Genomic DNA, 21,654 nt, shown 5'->3' on the forward strand with positions numbered 1-21,654 from the left:
TGAGGGTTTTATGTACAACGACGTTTTGGCTTTGACCGAAGAATTAATCCGCCGCCAGTCAGTTACTCCGGAAGATGCCGGTTGCCAGCAACTGATGGCTGAACGCCTGCAGGCGGTGGGTTTTACTACTGAATCGATGTTTTTTGAAGACACCCTGAATTTGTGGGCCCGCCGTGGCACAGGCAAACCGCTGTTTTGTTTTGCCGGCCACACCGACGTGGTACCAACGGGCCCGTTAGACCAATGGACCAGCCCGCCATTCGAGCCACAAATCCGTGATGGTTACCTGTACGGCCGCGGCGCAGCCGATATGAAAGGCAGTCTGGCCGCGATGATTGTGGCCACGGAGCGCTTTTTAAGCAAGCACCCACAGCTCAACGCTGACATCGCTTTTTTGATCACCAGCGATGAAGAAGGCCCTTTTATCAACGGCACCAAACGGGTGATTGAAGTGTTGGAAGCGCGGCAGGAAAAAATTACCTGGTGCCTGGTCGGTGAACCATCCAGCACCAAGGCCATTGGTGATGTGATCAAAAATGGTCGCCGTGGCTCTTTGACTGGTTACCTGACGGTCAAAGGCATCCAGGGGCATGTTGCCTACCCACACCTGGTCGACAATCCCATCCACAAAGCAGCACCAGCACTGGCGGAACTGGCCAGTACCGAGTGGGACCAGGGCAACGCCTTTTTCCCGGCGACCAGTTTTCAAATCTCCAATATCCATGCCGGCACCGGCGCCACCAACGTGGTTCCGGGCGATGTCACGCTGACCTTTAACTTCCGCTACAGCACCGAAGTGACAGCAGAGCAGCTGCAACAACGGGTGCTGGCGATTCTGGACAAACACCAGCTGAAGTACGAGCTGAACTGGGTACTGAATGGCCTGCCGTTTTTAACCGACTCAGGGGCATTGGTGGCTGCTGCTGTGCATGCAGTGGATAAAGTGCAGGGCTTTGCCACCTCACTGGAGACCACAGGCGGTACCTCGGATGGCCGCTTTATTGCGCCTACCGGTGCCCAGGTACTGGAACTTGGCCCGTGCAACGGCACCATTCACAAGATTGACGAGTGCGTCAAAGTAGCCGACCTGGAGTTGCTGGTGCAGATGTACGAGCTGATACTGGAACAACTGGTGGCGGCATGAGTCAGCACAGGCCTGCCTCCCTGGTTTTTGACACGCCGGACCAGTTGTCGCGCTGGCTGACCGGGCGTGATGACGGCCATTTGCAGCAGTTCGATGAAAAACATCGGCTGACGGCTGCCACGGCGCAGGCCTTTGTTCTGATGCAGCAACAAGCGCGTTTAGATGGCATCGAGTTGGCGCTGGTGTCGTCTTACCGCTCTTTTGCTCAGCAACAACGAATTTGGCTGGCGAAATACCAGGGCCAACGGCCAGTGTACGACCAACAGCAGCAGCTGGTGGCTATGCACAGTCTGGACGCCGAAGCCAAAATCCGCGCCATTTTGCTGTACTCCGCCTTGCCAGGAGCCAGCCGGCATCATTGGGGAACGGACTTTGATCTGTATGACAAGGCCGCGGTCGCTGCGGATTATCAGGTGCAACTGCTCGACAGCGAATACAACAGCGGCGGCCCGTTTTACCCACTGCATTTATGGCTGGAACAGCATGCGGCTGACTTTGGCTTTTTCCGGCCTTACCGGCAGGATACTGGCGGAGTAGCGCAAGAGCTCTGGCATCTGAGCTACGCCCCGGAAGCAAGCCCGCTGCTCGATGCCTTTGAACTCTGGATGCTGCAAGACGCCATCCGGCAAAGTGAGCTGCCAGAGCAGGAACTGCTGCTTGCATTATTGCCCGAACTGATGCAGCGTTATGTCAAAAGCATCTGTCAGGAGTCATGATGACGGCGACATTTTGGTGGGTATTGCTGTTGGTGTTTGGCATTATTCTGGGCAACCTGTGGCTGCTGCGTCACAACAAAGCGCAGGACGCTAAATGGCGTGAACAGCAGGCCAGCAGGGAGAAAAGTCAGGATGGGGCCACTACCAGCACAGCATTGGGTGCTGGCAGCGCAGTGGATGTTAGTCACAGCAAACACTCAGACCCCTCGTCATCCACAGATGCCTCAGATGGAGGCGCTGATTAAACCGCCTCAGCGCCCAGAATCGCGTTAGCCGCCTTTGTGATCAAAACTTGAAAAACCTTTCAGAAAGCGCTGCAGCTGATCTTTCAGATTCGGCGGCACACCCTGAATAATCAGCAAATCACGGTCCATATCGTATTTCACCCGTTCGCCTAAATGCTTCTGTTCAAAACTGATGCTGACACCACCACCTGCACCTGCGAATTTCACTAATGTTTTCAGCTCTTTTACATCCACAGGAAATTGCTCAGGCACGGCAATATTCTGCTCGGCACAATAATGGCTGAATGCGCGGGCGTCATTGCTGTCGATGGTGCTGGACAGCTCTTCCAGATGCACATCAAGGCCTGCTTTGGCCTGTTCTTCGCAGTATTGGTACACCTGCTTGCGCACATCGGTTTTTTCGCTGGCGTCATAGTCACTGGCGGCCAGGTACTCTTCTACCGACGCCAACACCATTTTGCTTTGATCTTTGGCAACAATGCCTTCTTCACAGCCTAAAAAGTCGAGGAAGAAGTCGGCCACTTTGCGACCGGCGCGGCCACGGATAAAAGAAATGTATTTCTGCTGCTCCGGGTTACTTTTGTACTCGGTCAGATCCAGCCGGGCGGCCAGTTGCATACGGGCAATATCCAGGTGACGGTCAGTCGACAGTTGTAGATCAGCAGTGACACTGAAATGGTCTTTGCTGCCCAGCAAGGTCACCAGCAGGTACTCACTGGCCAAATACCGGTAATGACAGAACACAAAATAGCCCGACTCCGGAATTTGGTGCTGCACCAGCTGCAACACCAGCTCCTGCGTTGCATGTTCAGCCAGTTGCAGATAGGACAGCTCCTGTTGCTGCCAGCGCTCCAGCGGTTCCGCCAAGCGGCTTTGCTGCTCCTCATGGAAACTGGCATAACCTTTGGCCGGTTTGCCGTTGTAGGCCAGGTGCAGTTGCTCAATTAGATGGGCAACTTCTGCCGAAACCGGCACCAGTTCCTGACGAAAATGCGCCTTGAGCTGGTCATTTTCCTGACTTTGAATAAAATTGATAGCCAAATGAAGGACATCGACAGACATAAGTTTTCCTGTTCAGCGGTAATTCTGCTAGTATTCCCGGCTGTTAACCGGTGTTTTAAGCAAGAGATAGTCATGCCGATTGTATCAAAGTATTCCACAGACCAGATTGAAAAAATCGTGAACGCATTACTGGATGAGTTACGTCAGCAACAGGCCACCACAGAATTGAGCCTGATGTGTCTGGGAAACAGCATTAGCCATATCATTAATACCCATGTGCCTGAAGCACAACGTGCCGACGTTGCCCGTCAGTTTGGCCAGGCACTGATTGACGCCGTTTCAGGTCCGAAGTCGTCTTAAGATGGTATTAGAACAGAACCTGTCACTGGTCAGTAAAGTCAACCGGCTGCTGAATTGGGGCCATTGGTTTACGTTTTTCAATACCTTGCTGGCACTGGCGGTGACCAGTGCCTTCTGGCTGGCGGAGCCTTTACCTGTGAGCCTGCCCGGTTGGTTGTATTTACTCAGCAACTGGCTGGGCCACACCGCGTTTTTGTGTTTCCTGTTTTTTATTCTGACCATCTTTCCGATCAGCCTGGTGTTTCCTTATCAGCGCCATGTGCGTGGCATTGCCGCAGTGCTGGCCACCGGCGGTCTGGTCGCGCTGATTTTTGACGCTTATGTCTATCAAAGCCTGGGCTACCACGCCGGCAGCGCGTCCAGCGAACAGACCATCGAGCTGTTGCGCCAGCAGGTGGTGACCAATTTACGTAATTTTGTACTGATCACCGCTGCGGTGGCGGCACTGCTGTTGGTCATTCAGCTGACGCTGTCGAATTTTTGCTGGAAGAAAGTGCAGCGCCTGCAACACTCTGGGTTTGGTCGCCCCTTACTGGCACTGTTTTTGGGCAGTTTTGTGTTCAGCCACAGCCTGCATATCTGGGCTGACGCCCAGCTGAAATTTGATGTCACCAAACAAGACAATGTGCTGCCGCTGACCTACCCGGCCACCGCCAACACCTTTTTGGCTCGCTATGACTTACTGGATTTAAAGCAGCTCAAACACGACAGAGCGGAACGATTGCAGCGACAAACCAGCTGGCAGTCGGTGCAGCCATTAAGCTGCAGCGCTCAGACTGCACCGGCATTCCGTATCTACGTGGTACAAGAGCTCAACCAAGCGGTTCAGCAGCAGTTAGTGCAACAGGGCTTTGCCGTCAGCGAACAGCACTTTGCCCCCGTCAGCAGCGAACTGGCGCTGCTGAACCTGGTATATGGCCAACTGGAACTGACCGACAGCAGCGCTGTGTTGCAGCAGGCGCCAGCCTGGCTTGCACAACAGCAGCAAGTTCGCGTTGGCAAAACCTCCGACTGGCCAGCCGAACTTGGCTGGCTGCAAACCTCCACCCAGGACAGTCAGGCCCAGTTACTCTTTGTCGGCCAGGCCGAACAATTGCAACAGCTGCTGCAACCGGATGAAGCTGCGTTGGTCATTGCGCTGACCGCGTCACACCCACAACTGCTGCTCGCCCCTGCCCCAATGCTGGTGCGTTGGTCTGGCTGGCCGGATCGCAAACAACAACCGGTTACCCAGCACCTGGACCTGTTGCCTAGCCTGCTGTATAGCAGCGGCTGTCAAAGCAACTGGCCAGGTGACGCATTGCAGGTACCTTCAGCCCTGCCCAAGCTGAACCTGACCAAGCATCAGCTGATCAGCTTTAAAAAAGACAAAATGACCGTAGTGCGTGACGATGGCAGTTACGGTGTCTGGTCCGCTGGTACCTTGGTACCACTGAATGAAAAAATGGATTTGCCTGTGCTGACCGACGCACTGAAACGGATTAAAGCGCCCTAGGGCGTTTTTTTATCGCTAGTTAATACTGCGTGGGGCTGCCAGCAAGCTGCTGCGTTTACCTTGCAGCTCCAGCTCCGCCAGGTGAAATAAATTGGTGTACGCCAGCGCCGGCGCCTGTTTGCCAAATGTTTCCAGAAAGGCCACTGCAGCCTCCTGCATCAAACGAGTGGCCAGTTGGTCATAGGTCGAATAACCATCATAGCTGAGTGGTTCGTCCAGAAATGCCAAACCGGTGTCACGTTGGCGCCGGATAAAATAATTCAGTAAAAACTCATACTCTTTGACGTCCAGCCAGTCCCGACAATCCAGCCCCATCCCACTCTCCTGCTTTGCTTTATCTGCTGACCTGCACTTGATGCCATTAAAGCACAGCTTTTGCGACAACTGCTGAATTGTGCGGGCAAAGCAGGTACACTGGCGGCCATTTTTGACAGCAGAGCCGTTTTTATGGCGCTTAAAGCAACAATACACAAAGCCCAATTACAGGTATCGGATTTAAGCCGGCACCATTACCAGGAGTATCAGCTGACGCTGGCCCGCCACCCGTCAGAAACTGAAGAACGCCTGATGTTACGTCTGCTGGCTTTTGCGCTGTGCGCCGATGAGCAGTTACAGTTTGGTAAAGGCATTTCGGACGACGATGAAGCCGCGTTGGCCATTACCGGCCTGGACGGCCAGTGCCAGCTGTGGATTGAACTAGGATTACCAGAAGAACGCCGCTTGCGCAAAGCCAGCCACAAAGCCAAACAGGTATTGTTATTGGCGTACGGCGGCAGTGCCGTCAGCAAATGGTATCAAAGTGAGCAGAAAGCGCTGCGTGCGCTGGACAACCTGAGTATTTTTGCGATAAGCCCGGAGCATCTGAGCCTGTTGCAGAGTTTTTGCGACCGCAGTATGCAGCTGCAATGCACCATTAACGAAGGGCAGATCTGGTTTGGCACCAGCGATCGCACCGAACAACTGGCGCTGACACGGGTACAAAGTGCCAGCACTGAACTTTTTCTTTGGGAGGCCGAATGTTAGCCCTGGGCACGTTAAACCGATTAAAGGTGAAAAAACTGGTCGATTTCGGCCTCTATCTGGATGGTCTGAGCTGGGGGGACATTTTATTACCCAAGCGGTACGTACCTCAAGACACCGCCATTGGCGACGAGCTTGAAGTCTTTTTGTACCTGGATTCCGAAGATCAGCTGATCGCCACCACAGAAAAACCTCTGGTAATGGTCGGTCAGGTGGCGCAATTAAAAGTAGTCGCCAGCACCAAAGTTGGCGCCTTTTTGCATTGGGGTCTGAAAAAAGATTTGCTGGTGCCATTCAGCGAGCAAAACCTGCCACTGCAAACCGATAAATGGGCCCTGGTGTACTGCTATGTTGACCGCAGTAATCGTATTGTCGCCTCCACCAAACTGGATAAATTTATCGGTAAAGAACCTGCCCGGTACCAGGCAGGTCAAGCCGTCAGTTTTATCGTGGCCGCCCGCACCGACCTGGGGTACAAAGTGGTGGTGGATCATCAACACTGGGGTTTGCTGTACAACAACCAGGTGTTTAAACCGCTGCGTATAGGGTACAAAGGCACAGCTTATGTACAGAAATTGCGTGACGACGGCAAAATCGATTTACTGCTGGATAAACCAGGTTATGAAAAAACCCAGGCATTGACCGACGTGATCCTGGCCAAGTTAGCCAAAGCTGGCGGCAGTTTGCCTCTGTCAGACAAAAGCAGTCCTGAGCAAATAGCTGCTGAGTTTGGTGTCAGTAAAAAGGTATTCAAGCAAGCCATTGGCGCTTTATATAAAGCTGGCTCCATCCGGATTGAATCCGACCATATTGCGTTAGCTTAACCAGCAAACTGCATCTGCAGCAGGTACTGGGCGAGAGAACCAATAGCCCTGACCTGCGTCGCAGCCCAATGACTTTAACAGTTCACACTGGCATTGGTTTTCAATGCCTTCAGCCACTACCAGCAAGTCGAGTGTTTTCGCCAATGCAATCACGGTATTGATCACCGGGTTGTCCTGAATTTTCGGTTTCATGCTGGCGATAAATGAACGGTCAATTTTCAGCACGTCCAGTTTAAACTCGTTCAGATAACTTAAGCTTGAATAGCCGGTGCCAAAATCATCCAGCAGGACTTTTACGCCCGCCAACCGCAGCTCTTTTAACGCGGTTCTGGCCTGTGCGATGTTTTCAATCAGCGCACGTTCGGTAATTTCAATGGCTAACCAGGCGGGTTTAATACCGGCGTCAGCAATCAGCTCAAGCAATTGTGTGGCGAAATTCGCTTCCGAAAAAGCCAGACCCGACACATTCACACTGATATAGCAGTGCTCTGGCCAGTGTGCTTGCCAGGCCACTAACTGAGCCACCGCCTGCTGTAACACATAACGGTCAATCCGACTGATCAGGCCATGCTGCTCCGCAAACGGAATAAACTGGTCGGGCGCTATCCAGCCTTTTTGCGGGTGAGGCCAACGAATTAACGCTTCAAAGCCAAGTAAACGCGGGCTGCCCAGTGCAAAAATAGGTTGGTAATGCAGCTGAAACTGCTGCTGAGTCAAGGCGGCTTTAATATCCTGGTCCAGCTGAAACTCTTCGCTGTCCTGCCGGCCCATATGCTCCTGATACAAGCGGAACAAACCACGGCCATCCTGTTTCGCCTGATACATCGCAATATCGGCGCGGCGGATCAGCTCATCAGCCCCGGTCAACCCTTCCCTGGCGTTGGTCAGCGCGATGCCAATACTGCAGGAGCTTTGCAATAAATGCCCGGCCACCAGGATAGGTTGCTGCAAACTGTCGCAGATACGCTGAGCCACTTCGGTGACGTCCTGCACTGAACCAATATCTTCCAGCACCACCGCAAATTCGTCTCCTCCCAGCCTGGCCAGCGTGTCGGACTGACGCATACAGTTCTTCAGCAGCCGGCCCACTTCGACTAAAAAGGCATCGCCCACCGGGTGGCCCAGACTGTCATTGACGGCTTTAAATCTGTCTAAATCCAGATACATAACCGCCAGCTGATTGGCCGGGAAACGTTGCATCCGCTTAAAGGCCTGCTCAATCCTGTCCAGCAATAAACTGCGGTTCGGTAACCCTGTTAAGGCATCATGCAACGCCTGATGCTGCAACCTTTTCTCAGAGAAAACCCGTTCCAGCGCATTGGAAATATGTTGGGAGACAAAAGTCAGCAGCTCCAGATCCCGCTCAGAATAATGGATATGTGGCATATAACTTTGCACCACCACCACACCACGGATGGTGTCACTGCCGACAAAAGGCACCCCCAGCCAGCACTCTGGTACTGAACCGTAAATACGGATCTGATGCGCGCGGTCAAACGCCAGCATTTGAGCTTTATCGATCAAAAGCGCCTGGTTGGTTCTAAATACATAACCGGTCAGACTGTGCTCAAGCACATCTTTACCAAAAGCCTGGTTCGGGTCAATTTCGTCGTCTTCAGTGTCCGCAAAATAAGGGAAATGCAGCAACTCCGTCGCATCGTCATACAAGGCAATGTAAAAGTTCGGCGCATAGATCAACGAGTTGACAATCTGGTGCAGACGCTGATAAAAGCCGGAAAACTCGTCGGCAAAACTGGAAAATGCAGCAATCTGATACAGTGCTTTTTGCAGACGTTCAGCATATTCCAGCTGACTGACCGACTGCTCCAGCCGCTGTAGCATTTGTGCCTTGCGTAATTTGCTGGCGAGAATGGACGCCACTTTTTCCAGCACCAACTGATGTGCGCTCTGGAAAAAACCCAGCTGCGAATGTTCGCAATCGATCACACCAAGCAGTTCGCCCTGGTCCAGAATTGGCACCACCAGCTCAGACAAACTGGGGAAATAATCCGGCACATAATAGGGATCCTGCCGGGTGTCATTCACCAGTACGGATTGTTTCTGCCGGGCGGCATAACCGACCAGGCCTTGTTCCAGACTGAGCTCTGCCACCCCAAGATGGACAGGTAAATCCCGGGTGCCACTGCCCGCTTTGCGTTTTAACAGCTGTGTTTTCGCATCAAAAATGAAAATAGCGCAGTCGACAAAACCCAGACCAGCCACCACTTGCTTGGCAGCATAATCCAGCACTTCATCCGGATTGGATAAATCATGCAGTTCAATCGCAAACTGATTAATCAGCCGCAAATGGTGGTTTTCCTGCTGCAGCCGCACCAACTCGGCGGTGAGCGGATCAGGGGTTTGGATCTCAGGCTTCTGGCTGGCCACGGTCGTCATGGACTCTTCTACTACTCAGACAGCTCTGTTATAGACGAGGCGAAAACTGAACGCAATCAAAAAATTTTACACTGTGATGACAGCCTGCCGCCTTAATCTGGCCCAGTAGAAACCGTCAAAACCTGTGGCAGCCGGGCTGATAGTCTGTTCCTGCTCCAGCACAAAGTCAGGTCTTTGCTGTAAAAACCACTGCACCTGGTGCTGATTCTCTGACGGGAAAATGGAACAGGTGGCATAAAGCAACTCACCTCCTATGGCCAGCATTTTGCTGTAGCGGATTAAAATATCCTGTTGCAACGCCTTGAGTTCAGCCAGACGCATCGGTGCCTGCCATTTGGCATCCGGATTACGCCGCAACACACCACTGCCACTGCACGGCACATCCAACAACAGAAAATCTGCTTTGTCAGCCAGTCGTTTAATGGTTTTGCTGGAGCTGATCAGCCTTGTTTCGATGTTACCGGCACCGGCTCTGCGAGAGCGTTGTTGCAGTGCCGCCAGCTTCCACTCTTCAATATCCATTGCCAGTAAGCGGCCTTTGCCCGCCATTTTGGCCGCCAGTGCCAGACTTTTGCCGCCAGCACCAGCACAGGCATCGATGACCCGACTGCCGGGTTTGACCTGCAAAGCGTCCGCAACCCACTGTGAGCCAGCATCCTGTTGTTCAAACCAGCCTTGTTTAAATGCCTGGCTTTGAAATAAAGCACAGTCGGATACAATTTCCAGCGCCGTCGGCACCCCAGGTACCAGGCGGCTTTCAATCCCTTCCTGCAGCAATGCCTGCTGCAGCGCTGCGGTCGTGGTTTTAAGTAAGTTGGCACGAACGTAACGCGGTGCCCGCAGGAACAAGGCGGCGCGTTCTAACGCCCATCGCTCACCCAGTTCCTGCTGGCCCAGCCGCTCCAGCCAATCCGGGCAGCCCTGCTGTATATGAGCAGGTAAGGTAGAGGCTATAGCTTGCAGCTCAGCCTGATCAGGCAACAACTGGCCATAGATGGAATAGCCATGCCAACTGGCGAGCACTGCCCAGATCTCGGCCGGGTTATCGACAAACAGACAATCCGCCAGAGCCTGATACAGACTTAAGCCACGCATCAGCTGATGCGCCAGCTGCACCGCGCTGGCCTGCTCACTGACCGAGTATTTCTCTTTGGCAAACAAGGCTGACAAGGCTTTATCCAAAGGCTGTTCTTCGCTCAGCACTGGCAACAGCAGCTGAGTCAGACGGTCGGTCATTAAAGCGTGGATCACTGGTTTCATTTTGGCTCCCGGCAAACTGGAGCGCGATCTTAGGCGCCGCCTGTCAAGTCAGCAAGCAAAACTTCAATGACCAACCGAGTCAGCTATGTTTCACTGCTTTAAACAGCTGCAGAGTGATGAGTCGCGCCTGACTGTGATCCACCACAGGTGCCACATAATCCGACCACATGGGTAAAGGATGGGGCCAGTGAATTTGCGCGGCGGGCAGGTCAGCCAGCTCCGGGACCATACGGCGGATAAAATCGCCTTTGGGGTCAAAACGTTCACTTTGCGTCACCGGGTTAAAAATGCGGAAATAGGGTGCAGCGTCAGTGCCGGTCGAAGCGGCCCACTGCCAGCCTCCGTTGTTGGCAGCAAAGTCACCGTCGATCAGCTTCGACATAAAATAGCGTTCGCCCCAGCGCCAGTCGATATGCAAATCCTTCACCAGAAAACTGGCGACAATCATCCTCAGCCTGTTATGCATCCAGCCGGTTTGATTCAGCTGACGCATCGCTGCATCGACAATGGGGTAGCCGGTTTTGCCGTCACACCAGGCCTGAAACAGCTGTGGGTCATTCGGCCAGACAATCTGATCGGTCTCAGCCTGAAAAGCTTTGTGCTTAATCAGCTGCGGAAACGCCACCAGAATATGTATATAGAAATCGCGCCAAATCAGCTCGGACAACCAGACCGCCGGGCCGGAATCGCCTTGGTTCAGGGTCTGGCCATGCTCCAGCTGCAGCCTGGCCACCGCCTGATGCACCGAGATCACTCCAATGGCCAGATAAGCCGATAAGCCAGAAGTGGCATCCAGCGCCGGAAAATCGCGCTTTTGCTGGTAGTCCTGCACCTGCACCTGGCAATAACGGCGCATTTGCTCCAGCACCTGCTGTTCGCCGACCTCGTAGGCCAACGAGCTTTGGTCACCCGGTTGCATCGCAGGCATATCCAATGTGAGCACAGGCGCCACCAGCTGCGGTGCCGGCCTTTTATGCACCTGCACACCGCGGCCCGCCAGTTGCTGCAGCCAGGCTTTCTTAAAGGGCGTAAAGACCTGATACATCTCGCTGCTTTTATTCAGCACTGAACCCGGCGGCATCAAAGCACGTCTGTCACTGAAATACACTGCCTTGCCACTATTCTGGAACAACGCAGTCGCCTTTGCATCACGCTGCTGCTCGCGCAGTTCATATTCGGTTTCAGCATAAAGCGCCTGCGCACCAGCCTGAATTAAGGCTGCCAGCACCGCCAGGCAACTCTGGTAATCCTCGGCTTCCACCGCCAGTAATGGAATATTCAGTTCGCTCAGCTCTTGCTCCAGCGCGCGAACCCGGCGCCGGATCAAATCCTGTTTAATTGGCGCCATATGGTGTTGTTGCCAGCTACCCGGCGTTGCGATAAACAGCGCCAGCACCGGTAAACCGGACTGGCAGGCAGACACTAAAGGAAGATGATCATAAGTGCGCAAGTCATTGCGGTACCAGACCAGGGCAAATTCAGCAGCAGTCATCAGGCACGTAACCCCAATTCGTCCGGAAACGGCTGAAAATACACCTGAGCCTGCAGATAAGCGTGCGGCTGCTGGCTCAGATGATGCTTCAGCAGAGTTAACGGCGCCAACAGCGGCAAATGCCCCAATCGGTAATGCTCAATCAAACGCAGTAACTCCTGTTTGGCGGAAGCCGCCAGACTGTGTTTAAAAAAGCCGAGCAAATGCTGCAAAACATTGGCCTGCTGTTTACGGCTGGCGGTTTGCTTTAATGCCTGCATCAGGTCGGTCAAATAGCGAAGCGCCAGCTCATCTGGTGAAAACAACTTCGCCTGCGCCACCAGCCGGCCAAGCTCTCGGTACGCGACCGGGCTGTGCGCCATCACCAGAAACTTATAACGGCTGTGAAACGCCACCAGTTTGCCGACCGTAAAGCCGGATTGCAGCAGCTGCTGGTATTGATAACAAGCCCAAACCCGGGTGACGAAGTTTTCCCGTAAATTGGCGTCATGCAAGCGGCCGTCTTCCTCCACTGGTAACCAGGGATACTGCTGCATCAACTGCTGAGTGAAAACGCCGACGCCAAGTTTGCCAACGGGAAAGCCAGTAATGTCTGTCACCTTCACCCGCTCCATACCACAACTGGGTGATTTGGCGCAGACGATATAACCCGACAGCGCTGCCATAGCTGGCAACGCCTTGGCCGTGCTGCTGCGCATCGCCTCGGTGTGATCGATGGCGGCGTCGGTACTGCTCACCAGACGGATTTGCTGATGAGTATCCAGTTGCAGACGAATGGTTTCCCTTGGTGTCCCCATCCCCATTGCAACCTCAGGACAATAAGGCACAAAATCAACAAAACGACTTAATTGATCCGTCGCAAAAGGCAGCGCTTTATGGCCGCCATTAAACCTGACTTTTTGGCCCAATACACAGGCACTGATCCCAACCTGGATGCGCATACACTACCTCGCACTGTTTTAAGCTGCTACGGCCAGAACCCAGCAATGGATCACCACTGGCGGCATGAAAACTGACGTGACTGTAAAGCTGGCGAAATGGCGGGTAAAAAAAAGCAGGCTTTCGCCTGCTTTTTTTATTTGGACTGATGCGCCTTCTTGGCGGTGCCCACTTCAACCCGGCTTTTTAATTTCTGGCCTGGTCTGAAGGTCACCACACAACGGGCGGAGATAGGAATGTCTTCGCCTGTTTTCGGGTTACGGCCTGGTCGTTGGTTTTTCACCCGTAAGTCGAAGTTACCAAAACCGGACAGTTTTACCTGGTCGCCGGACTCGAGCGCGAGCCGGATTTCTTCAAAAAATGATTCGACGATCAATTTGGAATCGCGCTTGCTGATGCCAAACTTGGTAAATAAACGCTCTGCTAAATCGGCTTTGGTAAGCGCCATTCTTAATCCCTCAACGTTGCGTTGAACTCTGTTTTTAACACGTCAACTACAGCTGTGATCACCTGTTGAATGTCTTTATCTTCCAGGGTGCGGGTTTTGTCTTGCAGCGTCAAAGCCACCGCCAATGACTTGTGGCCCTCTGCCACGCCCTGCCCTGTGTAGACGTCAAACAATCTTAGGTCAACTAATTGATTTCCGCTAACTTTTCTAATAGTAGCAAGGATATCTGAAAAACGCACATCGGATTTAACAACTATCGCCAAATCGCGACGATTGGCCGGATATTTTGATAATTCTTCAGCTAAAACAATATGTTTATCGCCAAAGGCTGTCAATTCCAGCTCAAACAGGTAGGCTTTGCCTTTAATGCCCAATTTGTTCTGTGCTTCAGGGTGCAAAGCACCGATATAACCAACTGGCTGACCGTTCCGGCTGACCAGAGCGGTCTGGCCCGGATGCAAGGCACTGTGTTCCCCTTTGCTGAAACTAAACTCGCCCGGTGCTGACGTTAAGCTCAGTAAGGCTTCGACATCGCCTTTGGCGTCATAGAAGTCCACAGCACGTTCAGCAATAGCCCAGTGCTCGTTGCCATAGCTGCCAACCACCAGACCACCAATGACTTCCACCTGGCGTACGCCATTTTCCGCGGTCGCGTCCGGAATGAATTTCAGGCCGTATTCAAATAAACGAATGCGGTTTTGCTGACGGTTCTGGTTATACAGCGCCGCCTGCAACAAGCCAGGCCACAGGTTCAGTCGCATGGCGGACATGTCGGCAGAAATTGGATTTGGCAACACCAGCGCCTGCTGCGCCGGGAACAGCACCTGCTGCACTTTCGGGTCCACAAAACTGTAGGTAATGGCTTCCTGGTAGCCACGGCCGACCAGTAAATCACGCAGGCTGTGCACATCGATGCGGGCTTCACGGTGCTGGCTCATTGCCAGAGCCGCCTGAGGCGCTACGTTTGGAATATTGTTGTAGCCATAGACCCGAGCCACTTCTTCGACTAAGTCTTCAGCAATCTGCATATCGAAACGGTAACCTGGCGCAATGGCCTGCCAACCGTCCGCAGTGCTGGTTACTTTCAGGCCCAGACGCTGGAAAATATCCAGTACTGTGGCGTCGGCAATATGGATCCCAATCAGCTTGTCGAGCTTGGCGCGAGTCAGGGTAATTTGCGCAGCTTTGGGTAAATGGCTTTCAGACACAGCTTCCACTACAGGGCCGGCTTCACCACCAACAATTTGCAGCAACAAGGCTGTGGCACGTTCCATCGCGGTGCGCTGCAGCTCTGGGTCCACACCACGCTCATAGCGGTGTGACGCGTCAGTGTGCAGACCATATTGACGGGCTTTACCGGCCATTTTTACCGGGCTGAAAAAGGCACTTTCCAGGAAAATATGCTGGCTTTGTGCCGTCACACCACTGTGCAGGCCACCAAAGACACCGGCCATCGCCAGTGCTTTTTGGCTGTCCGCAATCAGCAGGGTGTCAGGCTTCAGCGCCACTTCGTTGCCGTCCAGCAGCGTCAGCGTTTCGCCTTCTTTGGCCAGACGCACATCAATATCACCGTCGATTTTATCCAAATCAAAGGCGTGCATTGGGTGGCCTAATTCCAGCAACACGAAGTTGGTCACGTCGACCACTGGGTCGATAGAACGGATGCCACTGCGACGCAGTTTTTCCACCATCCACAGCGGCGTCACCGCGCCTGGATTGATATTACGGATCACCCGGCCCAAGTACCGTGGGCAATACTCAGGTGCCGACAGCACAATGGCTTTTTGCTCAGCGATAGTAGCGGCCACAGCCTCAATCACCGGCGCTGTCACGTCCAGCTGGTTTAACACACCCACTTCGCGGGCCAGGCCCAACAGGCCTAAACAATCGGCGCGGTTTGGTGTCAGGTCAACCTCGATGGTCACATCATCCAGCTTCAGATAGTCGCGGATGTCGCTGCCAAGCGGCGCATCAGCCGGCAGTTCGATAATGCCGTCTGAACTGTCGGCCATGCCCAGTTCCTGCAGCGAGCACAACATACCGTTGGATGGCTGGCCACGCAATTTGGCGGCTTTAATTTTGAAATCACCCGGCAGTACAGCGCCGACAGTGGCCACAGCGACTTTCAGGCCCTGACGGCAATTGGCTGCGCCACAGACGATGTCCAGCAGCTCGCCGGTGCCGACATCGACTTTGGTGACTTGTAATTTATCGGCTTCCGGGTGACGGCCACATTCGACCACGTGGCCGACCACCACACCAGTGAACTGGCCAGCAACGGCATCAATGCCGTCCACTTCCAGACCGGCCATGGAAATTTGTTCTGCCAGTTCGTTGGTGGATAACGCTGGGTTCACCCACTCTCTTAACCAGGATTCGCTGAATTTCATTGGTATTGCTCCTGCTTATCTGAACTGCTTTAAGAAGCGCAAATCGTTTTCGAAGAAAGACCGTAAATCGGTCACGCCATAACGCAGCATGGTCAGACGCTCGACGCCCATCCCAAACGCAAAGCCGCTGTACACTTCCGGGTCTATGCCCACTGAACGCAGCACGTTCGGGTGCACCATACCGCAGCCCAGCACTTCCAGCCATTTGCCGTTTTTACCCATCACATCCACTTCGGCTGACGGTTCTGTGAACGGGAAAAATGAAGGACGAAAGCGGATCTGCAAATCTTCTTCAAAAAAGTTATTCAGGAAGTCGTGCAGAATGCCTTTGAGTTCGGTAAAGTTGACATGCTTGTCCACCATCAGGCCTTCGACCTGGTGGAACATTGGCGTGTGCGTCATGTCGTAATCGTTACGGTAGACGCGGCCTGGCGAAATAATGCGCAGCGGCGGCTGTTCAGTTTCCATAGTACGAATTTGTACGCCGGAGGTCTGAGTACGCAGCATCAGCTTCGGGTTGAAATAAAAGGTGTCGTGATCAGCACGGGCCGGGTGATGCTCTGGAATATTCAGTGCGTCAAAGTTATGGAAATCATCTTCGATTTCCGGGCCTTTTTTCACTTCAAAGCCCAGCTCACCAAAAAAGCTTTCAATACGGCGGATGGTGCGGGTGACCGGGTGCAAACCACCGGTTTCCAGGCTACGGCCTGGCAGGGTCACATCAATTTGCTCTTTGGCCAGTTTTTCAGCCAGTTCAGCCGACTGCATCGCATCACGCTTTTGGTTCAGCGCGTCTTGCACCTGCTGTTTTAATTCATTGATCTGCTGACCTGCAGCTTTACGCTGCTCGGCATCCATTGCGCCTAAGGATTTCAGCAGCTCGGTAATGGAACCTTTTTTGCCCATAAATGCAACACGCACGTCTTCCAGCGCGTTGATATCCTGAGCGGCAGTGACAGCCTGAAGGGCTTCGGCCAAGATGGCGTTTAAGTTCATGGTAATCCTCGGATCTGAGGTGAATCATTGCTGTAAAAAAGGCGCTTATAATACACCAGATTTTCTGGCGCTTCTAAGCCAAAACTGTGATTTTTTAAGCATTTGCCGCAATGGGCAATGGGTCGGTCAGAATTTCTTTGACAAAAGGAATGGTCAGGCGGCGCTGATGCACGATGGAGGCTTTGTCCAGCAAGTCCAGAATACGCACTAAATCGCGGATATCCCTCTGCTGGCGGTTGAGTAGAAAACGCGCCACTTCATCCGGCAGTTCCATGCCGCGTAAATGCGCTTTTTGCTGCAGCAATTTTTGCTTGTCGTCGTCCATCAGCAAACGCAGCTGAAAACTGGTGCAGGCTTGTAAGCGCGACACCAAATCAGGCAGCTTTAAACCCAGGTCAGTCGGTGCGGCATCGGCGACAATAATCAGCACTTTGCCTTGTTCCAGCATGCGGTTGTACAAATCAAACACCGCCACCTGCCAGGTTAAATCGGCATGAATGGCCTGAATATTGTCCAGGCAGACCAGGTCCAGCTCTTCCAGGCCGTCCAGAATTCGCGGGCTCCAGGCCTTGTAGTCATCCAGCGACAGCAGCTGGCTGGTTAAACCGAGTTCCTGCGCTTTGACACAGGAGGCATAGAGCAAATGCGATTTACCGCTGCCGCTGGCACCAAAAAGGTAAAGCGGATGACGGGGTGCTTTTCCTGTCAACACGGCTTTGATAGCAGCAACGGCCGGGCTTTGTTCAGCGCCGTAAAAACTATCGAGTGTTTCATCCTCTGGCAAAGTGACCGCTAGAGTGTACTGCACCGGCATCATCACTGGGGCACAAACCGGAAACGTAATGGCCCGCTGGCCATGACAGCCGGGGCGGCGGCCGACTGCTGTTGCTCTGCGGCCATTTCAGCCTCCAGTTCAGCAAACAACTGGTCTGTACTTTCTTCGGCAACCGGACTTTGCAGCGGTTCTGTTACCAATGCGCTATTGTTATCGGATTGTTCTGCCTGAAAGCGTCGGTCCAGACGCAGCGCATTCAGAAAGGTCTGGGCGTCGGACTCCAGCTGCAATTTCAGCGACAGGCTGTCGGCCTGCCGTGCCTGCACCTGAACGCGCTGTACCGACAACATGGCAGCCAGCACCTTTTGCACCTGCACCATTTGCACAAAGTTGGTCACGCCATCAATTTGCAATTCCAGCTCTGTGGCATTGGCGCCCAAACGCACGGCGTATTGTGACGCCTGGGCATTGACCTGCTGCTCGATAAACTGGCGGACCGCTTCTATCTGATCATCCGCCACCAGCTGCTGGCTGACCAATTGCCCTTGCTCAAAGCTTTGCCAGGTCAGGCGAACCTGAGGCGCCAATTCGGCCGGTTGGTCAAACAACAAAATCATGGTCTGATCAGGCTGGAATGCCAGACTGGCCTGGTCAATTTGCAACCAGTTACCGGCCCAGACATCATCCTGGCTTAAACTGGTGGCAAAGTTAGCGTCGGCAGAGGGCAATAACCAAGGCAAAGCGCGCTGCTCAGCCTGTTGTTTTAACAGCTGCAACACCGGCTGATCAGGTCCTTGCAGAAACTGACGGCTGTCGGCGGTCTGCTCCACCGGCCAAAATAAAATAGCAGGGCGACGGCTGCCCCAGACCGGCACCTGCAAGGAGGTCAGAAACTGCTGAACCTTTTGCTCATCCAGCGTCACCTTTAACAGCGGCGCAGGGCCCGCGACAGGCTCAAATTTTTTCAGATAATTAGCGGCATTGCCGAGTTCAGCTTTCACTGCCCCCTGCTCCAGCACGTCCGGATTGGCACTGACTTTAACCAGCACTTGTTGCAGCGCTGACTGCTGCCATTGACTCTGGCTAACGTTAGCCGGCACCTGTGCTTCATAAAGCCCGGTGACTTCTTTGGCTTGCAGTGCAAATGCCAGAACCCCGATCATCAGAATTGCCACAATCGAACGCATGCTTGTCCTCAATCCGTTTACCGCATGGAAAAACAAAACCACCCGCAGGTGGTTTTGTCGCCTTCAACCAGTTTAATCCAGTTTTACACCGAGGCGATTTGCCACTTCTTCGTAGGCTTCGACCACACCGCCCAGGCCCTGGCGGAAACGGTCTTTATCCAGTTTGTTGCGGGTGGCTTTGTCCCACAAACGGCAACCATCCGGAGAAAATTCGTCACCCAACACGATTTCGCCGTTGAACACACCAAATTCCAGTTTGAAGTCCACCAGGATCATGCCGGCGTCGTCAAACAATTTATTCAGCACAGCGTTCACCTGGAAGGTCAGCTCTTTCATGCGGGCCAGTTGTTCTTCTGTTGCCCAGCCAAAAGAGCGAACATGGTATTCATTCACCATTGGGTCGTGCAACGCATCGTTTTTCAGAAACATTTCGAAAGTTGGCGGGTTCAGCTCCAGGCCGTCCTGCACACCTAAGCGACGAACCAGTGAACCACTGGCGACGTTACGAACCACACACTCCACTGGGATCATGGTCAGGCGTTTCACCAGCACTTCCGTATCAGACAGCAGTTCAACCGCCTGCGTCGGGATGCCGGCTTCTTCCAGTTTTTGCATGATAAAGAAGTTGAACTTGTTATTGACCATGCCTTTGCGGTCTAACTGTTCAATACGCTGACCGTCGAAGGCAGACGTATCGTTGCGAAAATGCAGAACCAGTAAATCAGGATTGCTGGTGGCATACACAGTTTTGGCTTTACCACGGTACAACTCAGTTGTCTTCTCGACCATTTTAAACTCCGGCGGCAGGGGCTAAAAAAAACAGGCGCAAGTATAATAACCTTTCGCCTGTTCGCATATCACTTTTTCTGCAGGACTAACCGCTTTTTACAGCTCCAGCCCGGCTTTCTTAATCATCGGCAATAAGGCCTGATGCAAGCTGTTCACCAGCTCAGCACTCAGCACTTTGCCTTCGCTGTCGCGCCAGCTTAATGCCGTGCCCAGTTCATGTTTTTTCAGTACCAGTTGATAATCCGCTTCGGCCAGTGGCAGTTGCATCGCCTCTTCAGCACCCCACAGGCTATCCCAGAACCCGGTTTCAGGCTGTTTGTAGCTCAGGTAGTAGGTGTAGCTGGTGCGGTTTAAATCGGTCACGGCAAAACCATTTTGTTCAAACAGCATTTCCAGCTGTGACCAGGTCTGGTCGATGTTTTGTGATGTCAGCATCACCGCATTGCCATCGGCGTCAAACCCAGTGGTCAGGTTCACTTTGGCTAACTGAGATTTCTTCAGCTTGATTTGCGCCAGCTCAATGGTGGCGACCTGATCAATGTAGCGGTTCAGGAAATACACTTCCTCGCGTTTTTGCGCAATAGGCGTCAGTTGGCGCGATTCATCATCCAGGTAACGGTGTTCCAGCAGTTGACTGCGCACACCAATACTGCGGCCATGACTTTTCGGCTCCAACACGAGCAAAAAACGGCTTTGCTCTTTTTCTACCATCTGCTTCCACCACCACCAGCCTTCTTCTTCGCTGCGGGTGACCCAGCCAGATTCAAACACCAACCCCTGGTCGTCTTTTTGTTTGATATCGATATTTTTTTCAGTGGCAAAGGTTTGAATGCTTTTTTGCAGGTACGGTAACAATTCGCCGGTAAATTCTGAACGCTCAAACCAAATCCGTGCTTCTTTCTCTTCTTCTTCCACCCGGCTGTTGGTAGCCAGTGCCAACACCTGCATCGGCGATTTCAGTTCGGCGTCCGACACTGGTGCATTCGGCACTGCAGGAATGTCATATTGAGACGGTTTTTTCGCTACGCTCAGTCCTGCAGGCACTTTTAATTCTGTCACTGATTGTGCCTGTGACGCTGAGCTGTTTTGTGCTGACCAGTCCGGTAACAGCGAACAGCCTGTCAACAGCAATGAGGCAAGTACACTTGCCGGTATCCCATACTGCACTCTTCTTACTCCTGGATTGTGATCTGTGCTTGTTTCAGCGCTTGTTCGATTACGCTGTGATAAATTGGTTCCAATCGTGTCAGTGGCAATCTTGCCATATCATCGGCAATCAGGCCCATTTGCAATAAAGCCCATTTGGCCGGAATTGGGTTGGACTCAACAAATAAATCGCGGTGAAGTGCCTGCAGCGCCTGGTCAGTCTGATGCGCAGCGACCTGTTCTTTGGCCAGCGCCTGAGCACACATTTGTGCCATCAGCGCCGGAGCAATGTTGGATGTGACCGAAATCACCCCTTTGCCACCTTGTAAAATAAAATCGCAGCAGGTGGCATCATCGCCGGATAACAACACAAAATCGGCCGGGCACAAGGCTTTTAACTGTTCCAGTCGTTCAAACGAGCCTGTCGCTTCTTTAATACCGACAATGTTTGGCACTTTGGCTAGTTCAGCCACAGTTTCCGCCTGCAAATCAACGCCGGTGCGACCTGGTACGTTGTAAAGCCAAACGGGTTTGTCGGTCGCAGCAGCCACCGCCTGAAAGTGCGCCAGCATGCCTTTTTGTGTTGGCTTGTTGTAATACGGGGTGACGGTCAAAAAACCGGCAACTGGCAATTCGGAGAATTTTTGCGTTTTGGCAATAGCTTCCGCCGTTGAGTTGGAGCCATTGCCGGCTATCACCGGAATACGACCTGCGACTTGCTCAAGTACCGCATTCAGTACCTGCCACTGCTCATCAAAGGTCAGTGTGGCTGACTCTGCCGTAGTGCCCATAATGACCAGGCCAGAAGTCTTATTGGCCAGATGAAACTCCACTAAACGTTTGAGGCTGGCAAAATCGACCGAACCGTCAGAGTGCATAGGAGTGATCAAGGCAACAATACTTCCGCTTAACATAAAAAGGCTCCAAAATTTTCAGGCTGCCTATGGTAATGACGACGTCACACAAGCACAAGCCGAAAGCAGTGAAAAATAGGCGCACTATGCTACACTTGCGCCATTTTTTGACCCG

The 21,654-nt window shown here is 53.0% G+C and carries 21 protein-coding genes; 7 read left to right on the forward strand and 14 right to left on the reverse strand.

Annotated elements, in window-relative coordinates:
- The first annotated feature begins 10 nt into the window (after window positions 1-10).
- Genes dapE through ACFO3I_RS16810 form a run of 3 tightly spaced genes read left to right on the forward strand, consistent with a single transcriptional unit; the run spans window position 11 to window position 2,105 of the window.
- Window positions 11-1,144, forward strand: coding sequence for a succinyl-diaminopimelate desuccinylase (gene dapE / locus ACFO3I_RS16800; protein WP_377335973.1), 1,134 nt, complete (start codon window positions 11-13; stop codon window positions 1,142-1,144).
- Entirely contained in the window at window positions 1,141-1,860 is a 720-nt protein-coding gene (locus ACFO3I_RS16805) for a M15 family metallopeptidase (RefSeq protein ID WP_377335975.1), read from the forward strand. Before dapE ends, ACFO3I_RS16805 begins: the two co-directional genes overlap by 4 nt.
- Complete coding sequence (locus ACFO3I_RS16810; protein ID WP_377335978.1) at window positions 1,860-2,105, forward strand: DUF2897 family protein; 246 nt, start codon at window positions 1,860-1,862, stop codon at window positions 2,103-2,105. The genes ACFO3I_RS16805 and ACFO3I_RS16810 overlap by 1 nt, the downstream gene beginning before the upstream one ends.
- A gap of 24 nt (window positions 2,106-2,129) precedes the next feature.
- On the opposite strand, the gene yejK is transcribed toward ACFO3I_RS16810, so the two are convergent.
- Window positions 2,130-3,167: a nucleoid-associated protein YejK gene (gene yejK / locus ACFO3I_RS16815; protein ID WP_377335980.1), complete on the reverse strand. Its 1,038-nt coding sequence runs from the start codon at window positions 3,165-3,167 to the stop codon at window positions 2,130-2,132.
- 72 nt (window positions 3,168-3,239) lie between these two features.
- On the opposite strand from yejK, the gene ACFO3I_RS16820 reads away from it, so the two are divergent.
- Together ACFO3I_RS16820 and ACFO3I_RS16825 are read left to right on the forward strand one after the other, a co-directional pair.
- On the forward strand, window positions 3,240-3,467 hold the full coding sequence (locus ACFO3I_RS16820; protein WP_377335982.1) for a YejL family protein: 228 nt from the start codon (window positions 3,240-3,242) through the stop codon (window positions 3,465-3,467).
- A 1-nt stretch (window position 3,468) separates the two neighbouring features.
- Entirely contained in the window at window positions 3,469-4,962 is a 1,494-nt protein-coding gene (locus tag ACFO3I_RS16825) for a DUF3413 domain-containing protein (protein ID WP_377335984.1), read from the forward strand.
- 15 nt (window positions 4,963-4,977) lie between these two features.
- Here the strand turns inward: ACFO3I_RS16825 and ACFO3I_RS16830 are convergent, their stop codons facing one another.
- Window positions 4,978-5,277: a hypothetical protein gene (locus ACFO3I_RS16830; protein WP_377335986.1), complete on the reverse strand. Its 300-nt coding sequence runs from the start codon at window positions 5,275-5,277 to the stop codon at window positions 4,978-4,980.
- A gap of 60 nt (window positions 5,278-5,337) precedes the next feature.
- On the opposite strand from ACFO3I_RS16830, the gene ACFO3I_RS16835 reads away from it, so the two are divergent.
- Together ACFO3I_RS16835 and ACFO3I_RS16840 are read left to right on the forward strand one after the other, a co-directional pair.
- Window positions 5,338-5,985 (forward strand): YaeQ family protein, encoded by a 648-nt coding sequence (locus ACFO3I_RS16835; protein ID WP_377335988.1) that lies wholly within the window; start codon window positions 5,338-5,340, stop codon window positions 5,983-5,985.
- Window positions 5,979-6,806 carry a CvfB family protein gene (locus ACFO3I_RS16840; RefSeq protein WP_377335990.1) on the forward strand — a complete coding sequence of 276 codons (828 nt, stop codon included), beginning with the start codon at window positions 5,979-5,981 and terminating at the stop codon, window positions 6,804-6,806. The genes ACFO3I_RS16835 and ACFO3I_RS16840 overlap by 7 nt, the downstream gene beginning before the upstream one ends.
- Here ACFO3I_RS16840 and ACFO3I_RS16845 read toward each other — a convergent pair.
- The 12 genes from ACFO3I_RS16845 to dapA all read right to left on the reverse strand — a co-directional run bounded on the left by ACFO3I_RS16845 (window position 6,798) and on the right by dapA (window position 21,539).
- Window positions 6,798-9,203, reverse strand: coding sequence for an EAL domain-containing protein (locus tag ACFO3I_RS16845; protein ID WP_377335992.1), 2,406 nt, complete (start codon window positions 9,201-9,203; stop codon window positions 6,798-6,800). The genes ACFO3I_RS16840 and ACFO3I_RS16845 overlap by 9 nt on opposite strands.
- 66 nt (window positions 9,204-9,269) lie before the next feature.
- Entirely contained in the window at window positions 9,270-10,463 is a 1,194-nt protein-coding gene (locus ACFO3I_RS16850) for an RsmB/NOP family class I SAM-dependent RNA methyltransferase (RefSeq protein ID WP_377335994.1), read from the reverse strand.
- A 79-nt stretch (window positions 10,464-10,542) separates the two neighbouring features.
- Window positions 10,543-11,955: a deoxyribodipyrimidine photo-lyase gene (phrB, locus tag ACFO3I_RS16855; protein WP_377335996.1), complete on the reverse strand. Its 1,413-nt coding sequence runs from the start codon at window positions 11,953-11,955 to the stop codon at window positions 10,543-10,545.
- Window positions 11,955-12,896, reverse strand: coding sequence for a YbgA family protein (locus ACFO3I_RS16860; protein ID WP_377335998.1), 942 nt, complete (start codon window positions 12,894-12,896; stop codon window positions 11,955-11,957). The genes phrB and ACFO3I_RS16860 overlap by 1 nt, the downstream gene beginning before the upstream one ends.
- Window positions 12,897-13,030: 134 nt before the next feature.
- Complete coding sequence (locus ACFO3I_RS16865) at window positions 13,031-13,342, reverse strand: integration host factor subunit alpha (RefSeq protein WP_337840308.1); 312 nt, start codon at window positions 13,340-13,342, stop codon at window positions 13,031-13,033.
- Window positions 13,343-13,344: 2 nt separating this feature from the next.
- Window positions 13,345-15,732, reverse strand: coding sequence for a phenylalanine--tRNA ligase subunit beta (gene pheT / locus ACFO3I_RS16870; protein WP_377336000.1), 2,388 nt, complete (start codon window positions 15,730-15,732; stop codon window positions 13,345-13,347).
- 15 nt (window positions 15,733-15,747) lie between these two features.
- Entirely contained in the window at window positions 15,748-16,728 is a 981-nt protein-coding gene (gene pheS / locus ACFO3I_RS16875) for a phenylalanine--tRNA ligase subunit alpha (protein WP_377336002.1), read from the reverse strand.
- A 94-nt stretch (window positions 16,729-16,822) separates the two neighbouring features.
- Window positions 16,823-17,542, reverse strand: coding sequence for a DnaA regulatory inactivator Hda (gene hda / locus ACFO3I_RS16880; protein WP_377336622.1), 720 nt, complete (start codon window positions 17,540-17,542; stop codon window positions 16,823-16,825).
- Between the two features lie 2 nt (window positions 17,543-17,544).
- The gene (locus ACFO3I_RS16885) at window positions 17,545-18,690 is read right to left on the reverse strand and encodes a DUF2066 domain-containing protein (RefSeq protein ID WP_377336005.1); all 1,146 of its coding nucleotides are present in this window, start codon (window positions 18,688-18,690) and stop codon (window positions 17,545-17,547) included.
- A 72-nt stretch (window positions 18,691-18,762) separates the two neighbouring features.
- Window positions 18,763-19,479: a phosphoribosylaminoimidazolesuccinocarboxamide synthase gene (gene purC, locus ACFO3I_RS16890; RefSeq protein WP_377336007.1), complete on the reverse strand. Its 717-nt coding sequence runs from the start codon at window positions 19,477-19,479 to the stop codon at window positions 18,763-18,765.
- Window positions 19,480-19,575: 96 nt separating this feature from the next.
- Window positions 19,576-20,538 carry an outer membrane protein assembly factor BamC gene (bamC, locus tag ACFO3I_RS16895; protein WP_377336009.1) on the reverse strand — a complete coding sequence of 321 codons (963 nt, stop codon included), beginning with the start codon at window positions 20,536-20,538 and terminating at the stop codon, window positions 19,576-19,578.
- A 113-nt stretch (window positions 20,539-20,651) separates the two neighbouring features.
- Window positions 20,652-21,539, reverse strand: coding sequence for a 4-hydroxy-tetrahydrodipicolinate synthase (gene dapA, locus ACFO3I_RS16900; protein WP_377336011.1), 888 nt, complete (start codon window positions 21,537-21,539; stop codon window positions 20,652-20,654).
- Window positions 21,540-21,654 lie beyond the last annotated feature (115 nt).

Source organism: Rheinheimera marina, from assembly GCF_042654345.1.
GTDB lineage: Bacteria > Pseudomonadota > Gammaproteobacteria > Enterobacterales > Alteromonadaceae > Pararheinheimera > Pararheinheimera marina.

Excerpts from the sequence above, each read along its gene's own strand:
- dapE (WP_377335973.1), top strand. The coding sequence starts at position 11 with ATGTACAACGACGTTTTGGCTTTGACCGAAGAATTAATCCGCCGCCAG.
- ACFO3I_RS16805 (WP_377335975.1), top strand. The coding sequence starts at position 1,141 with ATGAGTCAGCACAGGCCTGCCTCCCTGGTTTTTGACACGCCGGACCAG.
- ACFO3I_RS16810 (WP_377335978.1), top strand. The coding sequence starts at position 1,860 with ATGACGGCGACATTTTGGTGGGTATTGCTGTTGGTGTTTGGCATTATT.
- yejK (WP_377335980.1), bottom strand. The coding sequence starts at position 3,167 with ATGTCTGTCGATGTCCTTCATTTGGCTATCAATTTTATTCAAAGTCAG.
- ACFO3I_RS16820 (WP_377335982.1), top strand. The coding sequence starts at position 3,240 with ATGCCGATTGTATCAAAGTATTCCACAGACCAGATTGAAAAAATCGTG.
- ACFO3I_RS16825 (WP_377335984.1), top strand. The coding sequence starts at position 3,469 with ATGGTATTAGAACAGAACCTGTCACTGGTCAGTAAAGTCAACCGGCTG.
- ACFO3I_RS16830 (WP_377335986.1), bottom strand. The coding sequence starts at position 5,277 with ATGGGGCTGGATTGTCGGGACTGGCTGGACGTCAAAGAGTATGAGTTT.
- ACFO3I_RS16840 (WP_377335990.1), top strand. The coding sequence starts at position 5,979 with ATGTTAGCCCTGGGCACGTTAAACCGATTAAAGGTGAAAAAACTGGTC.
- ACFO3I_RS16845 (WP_377335992.1), bottom strand. The coding sequence starts at position 9,203 with ATGACGACCGTGGCCAGCCAGAAGCCTGAGATCCAAACCCCTGATCCG.
- ACFO3I_RS16850 (WP_377335994.1), bottom strand. The coding sequence starts at position 10,463 with ATGAAACCAGTGATCCACGCTTTAATGACCGACCGTCTGACTCAGCTG.
- phrB (WP_377335996.1), bottom strand. The coding sequence starts at position 11,955 with ATGACTGCTGCTGAATTTGCCCTGGTCTGGTACCGCAATGACTTGCGC.
- ACFO3I_RS16860 (WP_377335998.1), bottom strand. The coding sequence starts at position 12,896 with ATGCGCATCCAGGTTGGGATCAGTGCCTGTGTATTGGGCCAAAAAGTC.
- ACFO3I_RS16865 (WP_337840308.1), bottom strand. The coding sequence starts at position 13,342 with ATGGCGCTTACCAAAGCCGATTTAGCAGAGCGTTTATTTACCAAGTTT.
- pheT (WP_377336000.1), bottom strand. The coding sequence starts at position 15,732 with ATGAAATTCAGCGAATCCTGGTTAAGAGAGTGGGTGAACCCAGCGTTA.
- pheS (WP_377336002.1), bottom strand. The coding sequence starts at position 16,728 with ATGAACTTAAACGCCATCTTGGCCGAAGCCCTTCAGGCTGTCACTGCC.
- hda (WP_377336622.1), bottom strand. The coding sequence starts at position 17,542 with ATGCCGGTGCAGTACACTCTAGCGGTCACTTTGCCAGAGGATGAAACA.
- ACFO3I_RS16885 (WP_377336005.1), bottom strand. The coding sequence starts at position 18,690 with ATGCGTTCGATTGTGGCAATTCTGATGATCGGGGTTCTGGCATTTGCA.
- purC (WP_377336007.1), bottom strand. The coding sequence starts at position 19,479 with ATGGTCGAGAAGACAACTGAGTTGTACCGTGGTAAAGCCAAAACTGTG.
- dapA (WP_377336011.1), bottom strand. The coding sequence starts at position 21,539 with ATGTTAAGCGGAAGTATTGTTGCCTTGATCACTCCTATGCACTCTGAC.